This is a genomic window from Paramylibacter ulvae (assembly GCF_014652655.1).
Classification (GTDB): domain Bacteria; phylum Pseudomonadota; class Alphaproteobacteria; order Rhodobacterales; family Rhodobacteraceae; genus Amylibacter; species Amylibacter ulvae.
Genome location: NZ_BMZF01000004.1, coordinates 286987 through 299157 on the forward strand (window position 1 = coordinate 286987; position 12171 = coordinate 299157).

Here is a 12171-nt window from a genome sequence, read left to right on the forward strand (position 1 = left end):
ATCATCGGGCTGATGCTCGGGACTTTCAATTAAGGTCAAAAAAGGCAACCTTAGGTTGATTGATTGGATGCATATAAAATGAGAGATGGAATTAAGTAAGAAAAACAAGACGTTTTAAGTAAAAAGTGGCTTTATTGTGATGAATTGTGTCTTTAATATGTTTGGGAGTAAGCGGGTAATAGTCACCAATTAAGGTGCAGTAATCGGAGACATTTCAATGGGCTATTTTAGCATTTTCAAATATTCATCATACAGTTCACACAGCACGAAAAAATGGTGGGATCGAAACGATCGCAATGACAGAGATGATCGTCATGACCGCCATGATCGGAATGACCGTGATGATTGTCGTGGCGATGATCGTTATTCGCGTCATCATGACTCTGATCGTGATGATCGTGATTGGTGGTCACGCGATAATGACGATTGTAACACATCAAGCACGCGCAACGATGACTGCAATGAAGATCGTAATGACAACGATTGTGACAACACTAGTTGGTGGCATTCCCATAATGATGATTGTGATAATGATCGCGATGATGATGACCGTGGTGATGATCGCGATGATGATTGTGATAACGATAGCTGGGGTCACAACCATGATTGGAATTGTGACGACGATAGCGACGATGATGTTGCTGATGACGACGACGGCAACGATGACGACGACAATGATGGCGATGATTTGTGTGATGGCACCGATGAAAACGGGAATCCAATCTGCAATGAAGAGGAAGAGGAAGAAGAAGATTCCTGTGACCGTGATTACAGCGATTGGTTTTGTTTACCTTCGCATCACTATAATCACAGTTATGATTGTGACGACGAAGACGAAGATGACGACGTTGTCGAGGTTAACTAATCAATCAACCACATTGAAAACGGCGCAATCAGCGCCGTTTTTTCGTTGAATAGGGATACAATTGTACCACTTCAACAACGCCCGCGTTTGTGTTCCGTGTGAAAGTTATCAATTTCCCAACGTAACAGAATGCTCGCGATTTCTTTATTAGCGTTTTACAGGACTACGGATTAAGTTGATGTAAATCGATATCAAGGAACTGAAATGCGTATATTGTTCACGTCGCTCTCTCTGGTTTGTTTTGGAATGGGCGCTGCCCAAGCAGATCAAAAAATGGTGGTCTTGGAATTATACACCAGTCAGGGATGTTCATCCTGTCCACCTGCGGACAAGATCTTGACCGAACTTTCAAAACATGACGATGTTATTGGATTGGGAGTGCACGTTGACTATTGGGATTACCTTGGTTGGAAAGATAAATTTGCACAGGCGAAATTTAGCAAACGCCAAGCGCAATATAATTCTGCTCTTCAAACGCGCTATCGATTGGTAACGCCGCAGATGATTGTGCATGGTGTTGGCCAAGTTGCAGGCGGAACAGGCAAAAGCCCCGCTTTGATCAAAGATTACATCGCCAAGGCGCGCGCGTTGCAAGAACGTGCAACGCTCGATATTGCACGCAACAACAAAACCCTGACCGTAAAAGTAGACACAGCGGGCGCGCCCGTTGGACGTTCACGCATTCAACTGGTCTATTTTAAACCGATGGAACGTGTGAAAATTGGCCATGGTGAAAATGGCGGGCGCACGATTGATTATACCAATGTCGTTTCTCAGTGGGATACGATTGCACAGTGGAATGGATCGACGCCGTTGAATTTGACCTATGATCTGGAACGCGATGAACCCGTTGCTGTGTTCGTACAGGGCGAAAAGCTCGGGCCAATTTTGGCTGCGCGTAAATTACCGTAATATCGTTTGGTAATGGAATGAAAAAAGGCTGGGAAATTTCCCAGCCTTTCATTTATTTGCTTGGACCAATCATCATGGTCATTTGTCGGCCTTCGGTTTTGGGTCGATTTTCAACCTTACCTAAATCGCCAACCGCTTCTTCTACGCGTTTTAGCAAATCCAGACCAAGGTTTTGGTGGGCCATTTCACGGCCACGGAAACGCATGGTGATTTTCACCTTGTCGCCGTTTTCCAAGAACTTGGTCACATTACGCATCTTCACTTCGAAGTCATGCTTATCTGTGTTGGGTCTGAATTTGACCTCTTTAATTTCGATGGTTTTTTGGTTTTTGCGGGCCTCAGCCTCGCGTTTTTGCTGTTCATATTTGAACTTGCCCAAATCCATGATTTTACAAACAGGTGGTTTGGCATTTGGCGAAATTTCGACAATATCCAATCCTGCTTGTTCGGCCAGTTCAAGGCCGCGCTGAGGGGTCACAACGCCGATGTTTTCGCCGTCTGCGCCAATCAATCGAATTTCGGGGGCATTGATGCGCTCGTTCGCGCGGGGTCCAGTATCGCGCTGTGGTGGCGCATGGTGTGGTCTACGGGCTATGGTCTTAAATCCTTTGTATTGTTAACGTATTCGGCCAATGTAGGTATGATTGCATAACTTAGCAAGCACAGGTGACTAACTCGCCCTTTATTGCGTGATGGTCAAGGATTCTTGCAAGATTTCGCCGAACTGCTGTTAAATAGGTAACTTTTTCTGTTTGGTGCTTGATACTTGGTTAAATTGCCCACACATAGCGTGATGAACCCGCGACCTCCCGCGGGGTAACTTTATGGGGTAATTATGAATAAAATTTTGTCTTTGATCATCGTATTGGCTGTTTTGGCTGGTGGATATTGGTTCCTAACCAAAGAAAACCCAATGGAAGCAGCAAAAGAAGCAACTGATGCCGCTGTCGAATCTGCGGGCGATGCCGCCGGTGCCGTTTCAGAAACCGCAACAGATGCGGCAACGGCTGTAACCGAAGGTGCGACAGATGCCGCAACAGAAGCAGGCTCTGCCGTAAGCGAAGCTGTCGAAGCAATGAAAGATAACGCTGCAAACGCCGCATCAGATGCCGCAGACGCTGTAACCGAAAGCGCCACAGACGCAGTTGAATCCGTGATTGATGGCACGAAATCAGTAACAGACGCCGTTGGTGACGTTGCCGGCGACGCAGCAGATGCTGTGAAAGACGCCGCAACAGGTGCTGTTGAAGGTGCTACAGATATGGCAACGGACGCAGCGGACGCCGCAAACGATGCCGCAATGGAAGCGACAACAGATGCTGCAGAAACCGCAGTAGAAGAAGCCGCAACAGAAGCAGCGACAGATGCGGTTGAAGAAGCGATCACAGAAGAGCTGTCTGAAGAAGCAGAAAAAACCATCACAGAAGCCGCAACAGAAGCAGCAAAAGACGCAGCAGCAGATGCTGTTGACGCTGCGAAAGATGCCGCAACTGACGCTGCAACAGATGCAGCCAAGAAATTGTTGGAAACAACAACGGGGAATTAATCCCCCCGCCACACGCGCGAATTGGGCCACCTTCGGGTGGCCTTTTTGTGCGAAATATTTTGATTTTCGCATCATTCACTGATTAGCATATTTTCAGGAGAATGAAATGCCAGACGTCGAACTACCATTTACCCGCCATGAATACCAAGCGCGATTAAACGCGGTGCGTGCCGAAATGGCAGCTCGTGGTATCGAGGTTCTGTTTACCTGCGATCCCAGCAATATGGCATGGCTGACCGGTTATGATGGCTGGAGCTTTTATGTCCATCAGGGCGTGATCATCGGCCCCACAGGTGATCCCATTTTCTGGGGTCGTGCGATGGATGCGGTGGGGGCGAGCAAAACCTGTTATATGGCGATGGATGATATCATCGGTTATCCGGATCATTTTGTGATGTCGACTGAACGCCATGCGATGAAACATCTGGGGCAAACAATTAGTGATCGTGGTTGGGGAGATTTGACACTGGGTGTTGAACTGGAAAACTATTATTATTCCGCCAAAGCACATATGGTTTTAAGCCAAGCGCATAGCGCACAAATTATGGATGCAACCGCGTTGATCAATTGGCAACGCGCGGTGAAATCCGAAACCGAATTGACCTATATGAACCGCGCTGCGCGGATTGTCGAAAAGATGCACGCGCGTGTGTTTGAGATTTTCGAACCGGGCAAACGCAAAAACGAAGTTGCTGCGGAAATTTACCACACGGGCATTTGGGGGGCAGAGGATAGCGATGGGATTTTTGGTGGTGATTACGCTGCGATTTGTCCATTGTTACCAACCGGAGAAGAGGCCGCCGCCGCGCATTTAACGTGGAACGATAAGCCCATCCCCAACAATTCGGGCACGTTTTTTGAACTGGCGGGATGTTACAAACGATACCATGTCCCGCTCAGCCGCACAATCTGGCTCGGTGAACCGCCAAAGGATGTAACCCATGCCGAACAGGTGGTGTTGGAAGGGATCGAAGCGGGCATTTCCGCTGCTGTTGCTGGCAATACCACGGGCGATGTCGCGCGTGCATTTTACACTGTGTTAAACAAATATGGAGTGGAGCGCGATGGGCGCTGTGGCTATCCCATTGGGCTGAGCTATCCACCTGATTGGGGCGAGCGTACATATTCGATCCGACCAGAGGATGACACCGTATTACAACCCAACATGACGTTTCATTTTATGCCCGCATTATGGATGCCCGATTGGGGGTTGGAAATAACCGAAACGCTGCGCATTTGTGAAACAGGCGCGGCGCAACCACTTGCAGATGTTCCAAGAAAGCTGTTCGTGAAAAAATGACAAATGATTTAGGTGATACAATTGATATTCTGGACAGGCTGATCGGTTTTCAAACCATTTCATCCGAGAGCAACGCAGAATGTATCGCGTGGATACAAGAATATCTTGAAAATTTGGGTGCAACTTGCACCGTGTCATCGGCCGCTGTCGGCAAGACAAATTTGTTTGCCACGCTTGGCCCAGATGTTGATGGGGGTATTATCCTGTCTGGTCACACCGATGTTGTACCCGTTGCGGGGCAAAACTGGTCGCATGATCCATTCACAATGCGTGAAAGCATGGGGCGGCTTTATGGGCGCGGGGCGTGCGACATGAAAGGCTTCATCGCCGCGAGTTTGGTCTGTGCCAAACATTACGCAAAGCTTGATTTGCAAAAACCCATACATTTCGCATTCACATATGACGAAGAAGTCGGGTGTTTAGGCGCACGCGTATTAATCGATCAATTGGTGAAATCTGGATTGAAACCGTCCGTTTGTATCGTTGGTGAACCCACCTCCATGCGCATCATCGAGGGTCACAAAGGGTGTTGTGAATACACAACGCAATTCACAGGCGTTGAGGGGCATTCAAGCCAACCTGATCTTTGTGTTAACGCATTGGAATACGCGACGCGGTTTGTTTCCAAATTGATGGATGTGCGCGCAAATCTGCCCGCAATGGCGCCAAAAAATTCACCGTTTGATCCACCGCATTCCACATCCAGCATTTGCGAATTTCATTCAGGCGTTGCCCATAACGTGGTGCCAAATACCGCAACCGTGGGCTGGGAAATGCGCGTGGTGCAAAAATCCGATCACACATATCTGCGCGGCGAAATGCAGCGATTTGTTGACGATGTGTTACGCCCCGAAATGCAGGCCAAATCACCCACCTCCGATATCGCCGAAACCTTCGCATCGGAGGTGGACGGGTTGGAACCCGAACCCGATAGCGCGGCGGTCAAAATCGTCCAAGAATTGACAGGTGGCAATTCCACCGACGTGGTCGCATTTGGCACCGAAGCAGGATTGTTTCAACAAAATGGGATCAGCACCGTCATCTGTGGGCCGGGCAGCATTGAACAAGCGCACAAGCCCGACGAATACGTCGATCTGTCGCAGCTTGATGCCTGTTTGGCGATGTTGAAACGTTTGGGCGATAAGTTGGTATAATTTCGCATTCACCGCTTGCATATCCCCCACAGATTTGGGTAAACGAAGGGTAAGCGGGTGTAGCTCAATGGTAGAGCAGCAGCCTTCCAAGCTGAATACGTGGGTTCGATTCCCATCACCCGCTCCAAATGTACTACATCCAATAAAATATAGGTATTTATGCCAACTAGATGAAGGGTTTGCAAATTTTCTGTAGCGAATTCTGTAGCAATATAGTTGTGATTTTTTAAACATTTCATTTCAAAAAACGCGTGTGGAGCAATTCTTTAGATCGTTATTGGAGCTGCTTATCGAATCAAAGGTAGCTTGAACGCCATTGACCAAAGTAGGAGTTTTTGAAAGATACGTTCCATTTTCACAGGTTTTTTCATTTTTATACTTTGTTAGGCAATTATTGCTAACCGCTTCTGAGTTGTTGGAGGGTATCCATAATAGACACTATAGTTATAGATACCCCTTAAAGTTATCTTGAACGGTTATTCAACGGCTGTCTCAGTCCTCCCATTCTTCGACAAAACCGCTGTGATCATTAAGAATGCGTTCGATAATCTGATTATGCAGTTGGGAAGAGTACCGATCCAATCCTAAGAGAAAGGTGTCAGGGTCAGACACAAGGCTCTTGCCAAAAGTAGCACCCATCCGCTTAGCAATGTCAGTAGCCTTAATCTCTTGCTCATCGGGGGTAAAATCTCTTACCACTCTTCCTCCATTTGCGAACTCTAATGCTTCCGTCCAAGTTAGATCGATGGGCTTTGTGTTAAAAAGGATATTTGCGTTTGAAATCTTAAGATAAGCACTCCTCATCTTTGCAACTTGCGCTGCGCTTACAAGCACCCGCTTGGCCAACTCCTTCTTGGATATCTGCCAAGAATTATCCTCAAGTGCATCAAGGCAAACACGTCGCCAAGCCGCACTACTTCGTTCGTTAGCAGTAAGAGGTTCAGAGATTTTCTTATTTGCGGATAAAGAGAGATCGAAAGCTTCCTCAAAAGTACCCATGAAGACCTCAACGGGGACATAGAAGTTATCTGGTGTTTCACCTTCTTCTCCTATGTATCGTAGGTAGGCGGCGTATCGATGATGCCCATTTAGAATTGTCCACCGTCTGCCCGTAAACCAGATGATAATCGGGTCTAACCTACAATCTGTTTCAGCCCTCAAGTTCCTTAAAAGATTGTCAACGTGATACGCTACAGTTCCCGCGAGGTCTCGCCCTGCAAGCTCCCTTTGTTGAAATACTTGATATTCTATCGCGAGTTCACTTAAGGGCAACTTTCGGGGTTTGCGGAGTGGGGTAATACCAGAGGACAGCTCTCGCTTAATTCGCTCAAATGCTTCGCCTTTGGTTTCCGATATTTCATCAAAATCGAAGTGATCTATCGGTGTATTATCTCGCATTGTTTAGCTCCTCTTCGCTAGTGACACCGTTCTCGAACTTTCCGCTAACGGCGTTTTTTGCCAACTCGCTTGTTTGATCAAAAAGGCCGCCTTTGACGTGCTTAGTTTCACAAGCCATTTGTACCGTTCTGTTTTCACTCAATGCGTTTAGATTTTTCCATTGCTCCTTGTTGGTTATTGGCTTCCCATCTGTCTTCTTCCAGCCATTCATCCGCCACCGAGAGAGGAGTTTACTAAAACTCTCATGGAGGCTCTTGTTGTTTGTGATTATTGTTATCTCGCTTCCCTCTGGGACGCTTTGAAGACCATAGATAACGGCGTTTAGTAATCCTTCGTGTATACTTGAGGTTTTGTACCGTGCGGATTTACGTGTTTCGTTTAGTAAACTGCCTTCGTTGTGATCTTGACGGATTAGTGCAACACCACATTTACGGGCATCTACATTACATGATGCGGCAACAAAGAGTTTAGTAGATTTCATTGGTTTTGTTCTTTCTAATATTTTGATTGAACAAACGAAAAGAACCCACAGAGTGACCTGAGAGTTCTTTGATTACGTTTGCGATTTGGATCGTATTTAAGAACTTGAGGCGTTCTAATAATACTCCTGTGCAACTTAATTATTTTTATCGAAATTGGATTATTTGCCGTAATTAACGCTCACCAGAAAATTATCTTCTCCATACTTAGTTAAACCCAGAAAATAAGTTCCTAGAGCCTAGAAATTGTGCGGTTTCGTAAGAGGTTTTTTAAGAAAATTTAGCCTAAGTTGTTGTTTTTTCGAGGTTGCATCATGCAAGTGTAACACTTTTGAGCGAGGCTATCACACTTAACAGCAACTGTAATTGCCCTGCTAGAAGCTAAATACATTGTAATATTTACTCTGGAAAATTGAGTGCTTCTCCAACGGTGTACCTGCCTGATTTCAAATTTGTTAAAGTCAATTTTTTAAAACTCACCGAGAGTAAATAAACTCTTTCCAGATCAAACTTATTTACACTTTTATAAGGCTTAAAAAGAGTTGTTCCTTCGTTGCAATATTAAGGAAATACTTAGTTCAGATTTTTCACATTAATGGCAACAGGTCCTTTTCTGTGGAATTCTATATCAAAAGACACACGTCCTTGAACTTTTAAATTATCCCATTCAACGTCATCACTTTTATATGCAGGAGCGTAAATATCTCTAGTGCTATCTCGCATAGTGATGAAAACGTATGATCCGTACGCATTCTTTAAAATACCCGTTTGAGAAGCAAGTTTATCCTTCAGCCAAGTCTCCATTTTACCTAATTTGGGGGAGAAGTCTGATGGAGCACGCGTATGTATCTCGTCAACCAAAGTATACGCGTTTTCAAAATCCTTCCTAGCGAAGGCAACAGCAGAAGCTACTAACCTTGCGTAGTATTCTCTGTCTCCATTAACATATGATTGGGCAAGATAACTTAGAGCTTTTACATCATCTAGATCTCCAGATTGCTTGAAGTGGATGTTTGCCAATAATAGATTAACTGACCTGTCTGAGGGATCTCGCTCGATCGCTTCTGTAAGTACACTTATAGCGAGGTCTGTTTCTTCATCTTGCAAATATCGATGAGCGAGGCGCTTAGCTACCCCTGACCCGCGTGGCATTTTCTCCCATGCCCGTTTGAGAAGTGAAGTTGACGCGGCTTTATCTCCGAGCAGTTCTTTGAGCTTTGCCTCCGCTTCTAAAAAATCGGGATCTGCAGGGTACATATTAAAGGCTCTATGCAAAGCTAACTCAGCTTGATCTACTGCTTCAGTCAGAAGAGTCTCGTTAACCTCACTTTGGTTTGTTGTGAGTTCTTGCAGGGCATCAGAGACAGCATCAACTCTTAATCGTGCGCGGCTTCCAAGGACATATGCATTATTTTGGTCTGGTATCTTATCTAACGTAGCTCTTGCTCTTGATCTGAGTGTATGTTTTGCAAAATCTGAATCACTATTAGATGCCCTTATTCTATGTATTTGCGCTTGGGTATGCAGAAAGGAAGGGCTGTTTGGCACTTCAGTCAATGCTTCAGATATTGCGGCATCAGCATTTTCCAGGCTGCCGTCTTTGTGCCTATACTCGAAGATGGCGAGATGCTGCTTGAGGTATGATTGAGATGGGTTTCGAAGTATTGCGATTTCATAAACCTGACGCGCAAGTGTTATGTTTTCAAATGTATTTGCCATATTATGACCGCGCATCAAGTGCGATAAAGCGAGATTATCAGATCCAAAATTGGTATCTAGCCCGTCTATTAGTCTTATGATTTGGTCGTGTCTATTTTCATCAGTTTGACAGATTTGTGAAAAGACCATTTCACTCACGATAGAATGTCTAGACCGGTATTCCCGATCGCCTGTAGTTGAGTTTTGTTTGGAAAATACGAGGTCTTCCAAAGGTTCAAAAAACTCTGTTTCGAAGTCCCTGAATGAGATGTCTGATATCCTAGAAATCACCCCCGCGCGAACTGGCACATCGTATCTATGCAGCGTACAAATATCTAGATACAGGTCTTGAGCTTCCTTTGGTGTGATCCCGTAATACTCGTCCATAACAATTTCTTCAAAAGATTTACCTCGTGTAATTTCATACAGCGCTACTAATAGCTGACGATCAAGCTTTTGTACTATTGTGGTACGTTTTGTTTCTTCTGATTTCCCTTTCAATATCCCTTCACAGTCATGTACTTCAAGCTTTTTAAGAAGTTCAGTAATTTCCTTTTCGGACAATTTGTTTATTTCAAAGTATTCTGGATTATACTTTTCCAATCTTTGACAGTACATTGACCATTCGTTTTTTCTTTCAGCTGTAACAAGAGTTACTGGTATGTTTTCCCCTTTAGATAACGCAAGTATTGCCTCGATCTTAGGGCAATTTAAACCAGATCTATCCGAAAAAATATAAATCCTTTTTCCCAATAAAGAATAAAGTTCTCTAAGGACATCGGGGCGCATTTTAGAGTCGTCGTCAAGCCAGACTACAAATTCGCCGAATGAAACAGCCAGTTCCCATGCCGCTCGCATAAGCGCTATGGTTTTCCCATATCCCGCGGCTCCAGTAATCACTCTCAGTTGAGTGTTTTCAGAGTCTCCAGCACCAATGTTTTCTAAGACTTGATGCGAGGCGCGTCGATGAACATCATAATTTTGAGCAATATTTCCCCAACTTTGATCATACCCAGCGTAAAATCTATTTGCGCTAACATCAGCAATCTTGAGGCCTGCATGTAAAAACGTGAACTCATTCTTAAATGCAAAGTTGGTTTCGTCCGACTCGCTTTCTTGAACTCTAAATTGTTTACGATAGGGGTTTTCATCGGCGCCTTCTGTTTGGTTTGGTATTCTCATTAGCGGAGGCAATGACACATCCAGCTCTGACATAAATTGTTCAAAAGTACCTCTTATTGCCTGAACTCGTTTGCTCGCCCACATTTGTATTTCTTCAGCCTCAAGGCTTGGTGAAATAAGGTAGTACATAGGCCGAGAACTGTTCCTCGGATTGTCAATTAAGCGATGAATATGCAAATCATCAAGGCTGTGACCACAAAAAATAATGGGATACTCACTACCAAGGTTTTCTAAACGGCTGTAGAGGTTCTTTCTATTTGCCTCATGGTCATTGTATGAACTGGGCGTCATTACAGGGGGGACTTCCTTATCGTGGACGTGCTCTATACAGCCATGTAGTTTTAGATATTCTAATGGGTGGCTGTATTGTGAAAGCATGGTTTCGATTGGTTGAGCATCCTTGAAGCGCTTAACCAGTGTTTGGCCCTCACTCGGACTTTCGTGATATCCCTTTTCCACTAGTAAATCATAATTTGTTGTTGCTATCGCTCGCCACCTAAAATTAGCAAGATTTTTGTGGGCTTCTGTTGGTGCGAAGGGTTCAAATATTTCGCGTAACCACTGGTAAAAAACCGTAGTTCCTGCTTGAGAAACCGCTAATTCTGAAACCCGCATCAAGTCTTTGTCTTTAAATTTTGAAGTAAGAAACCTATCCGCAATAGCTTCCACCAGTTTGGATGCATTGGGCATGGTTGTTCCTGATGGCGTTTTAGCTCCTAGAGACGCTCCTGAACCTAAGAAAAGTAACGCCCGTTGCTCTCTCATAGCATCAAGTAATCCATTAGGGAGATTTAATTTTTTCTTAGTCAATGTGCTACCTTGAATAATAAATCAATTTTGAGATGAGTTTATCAGTTTTAATGTTTGTGGCTAGTGGCTAGTGGCTTTGCTTTGCGTAATTATTCGTATTATTGCTTACCACAATTACATGGCGCCTCATCCAATACTCTAAGGCTCAATTGTTTCCCATCATAAGCTAAGCGCAATTTCTCGTTGCCGAGATCATCTCTTCTCATTCTAATACGACACTAATTTTTGTATGGCGCATCTTTGCAAATGAAAGTTTCATGCGAATTAACGGGGAATATTAAGCTCGCCTTAAGATCAACTTCCTAAACGCCTAAAAGTGTCCTTCAGCATAACTTTTTTCGCTGCATATGAATGAACTAGGTTGGGCGTATTTTAAAGGTGGTCTTAAAGGTCTCTTTATTTGGAATAAGTGGTGGAGAATATAGTTTTTAGGTAGCGTTAAGATCAACTTTTAGGGTTTAGCATCACCTTTGGGGGGCATTTCTATCACCTATGTAACCTTTTCCCCTTCCAGATGTTTTTATGCAGTTAAATTAAGACCTAAAATGAAAGATCACTTTGGTCATTACCCACTTTCTTTAACCAAAAAAATAATGAATTGGCATAACCTTCTCACAAGCCCCACTTCATCAAAGCTGCTTCACATCCATGCGGGTCTCCCACAATCCTCAACACGGTCTGTCGGGTCAATCCTGTAGCTTTAGCAATCTGTGAAGTTCCTGCACCAGTACCACTCATATCCTGAACCTTTGTGAATGCTTCACGATCATAGCTGTGCTTCTTCCCTCTGTACTTACTCCCATCACTCTTGGCGGCCTCTATATCCG

General features: G+C 44.6%; 10 protein-coding genes and 1 tRNA gene. 6 read left to right on the plus strand and 5 right to left on the minus strand.

Going from position 1 to position 12171, the window contains the following annotated elements:
- Positions 1–217 precede the first annotated feature (217 nt).
- The gene (locus IE094_RS09975) at positions 218–865 is read left to right on the plus strand and encodes a hypothetical protein (protein ID WP_189640545.1); all 648 of its coding nucleotides are present in this window, start codon (positions 218–220) and stop codon (positions 863–865) included.
- Positions 866–1069: 204 nt separating this feature from the next.
- A complete protein-coding gene (locus IE094_RS09980; RefSeq protein WP_189640546.1) occupies positions 1070–1777 on the plus strand; it encodes a DUF1223 domain-containing protein in 708 nt (235 codons plus the stop codon).
- 52 nt (positions 1778–1829) lie between these two features.
- On the opposite strand, the gene infC is transcribed toward IE094_RS09980, so the two are convergent.
- Complete coding sequence (gene infC, locus IE094_RS09985; protein WP_189640578.1) at positions 1830–2372, minus strand: translation initiation factor IF-3; 543 nt, start codon at positions 2370–2372, stop codon at positions 1830–1832.
- A 240-nt stretch (positions 2373–2612) separates the two neighbouring features.
- Here infC and IE094_RS09990 point away from each other — a divergent pair, with 240 nt between their 5' ends.
- The 4 genes from IE094_RS09990 to IE094_RS10005 all read left to right on the plus strand — a co-directional run bounded on the left by IE094_RS09990 (position 2613) and on the right by IE094_RS10005 (position 5904).
- Positions 2613–3323 (plus strand): hypothetical protein, encoded by a 711-nt coding sequence (locus IE094_RS09990; protein ID WP_189640547.1) that lies wholly within the window; start codon positions 2613–2615, stop codon positions 3321–3323.
- Positions 3324–3429: 106 nt separating this feature from the next.
- Positions 3430–4623 carry a M24 family metallopeptidase gene (locus IE094_RS09995; protein ID WP_189640548.1) on the plus strand — a complete coding sequence of 398 codons (1194 nt, stop codon included), beginning with the start codon at positions 3430–3432 and terminating at the stop codon, positions 4621–4623.
- Complete coding sequence (gene argE / locus IE094_RS10000) at positions 4620–5777, plus strand: acetylornithine deacetylase (RefSeq protein ID WP_189640549.1); 1158 nt, start codon at positions 4620–4622, stop codon at positions 5775–5777. The genes IE094_RS09995 and argE overlap by 4 nt, the downstream gene beginning before the upstream one ends.
- A 53-nt stretch (positions 5778–5830) precedes the next feature.
- Positions 5831–5904: transfer RNA gene (locus IE094_RS10005), tRNA-Gly, on the plus strand.
- Positions 5905–6269: 365 nt separating this feature from the next.
- On the opposite strand, the gene IE094_RS10010 is transcribed toward IE094_RS10005, so the two are convergent.
- The 4 genes from IE094_RS10010 to IE094_RS10025 form a co-directional block, all read right to left on the minus strand.
- The gene (locus tag IE094_RS10010; protein ID WP_189640550.1) at positions 6270–7175 is read right to left on the minus strand and encodes a ParB/RepB/Spo0J family partition protein; all 906 of its coding nucleotides are present in this window, start codon (positions 7173–7175) and stop codon (positions 6270–6272) included.
- Positions 7165–7656, minus strand: a complete 492-nt coding sequence (locus tag IE094_RS10015) for an RNase H family protein (RefSeq protein ID WP_189640551.1) — start codon at positions 7654–7656, stop codon at positions 7165–7167. The genes IE094_RS10010 and IE094_RS10015 overlap by 11 nt, the downstream gene beginning before the upstream one ends.
- Positions 7657–8227: 571 nt before the next feature.
- Positions 8228–11344, minus strand: coding sequence for a P-loop NTPase (locus IE094_RS10020; protein ID WP_189640552.1), 3117 nt, complete (start codon positions 11342–11344; stop codon positions 8228–8230).
- Positions 11345–11956: 612 nt separating this feature from the next.
- Positions 11957–12171: helix-turn-helix domain-containing protein (locus IE094_RS10025; protein ID WP_189640553.1), on the minus strand; the 215-nt coding region annotated here is incomplete at its 5' end.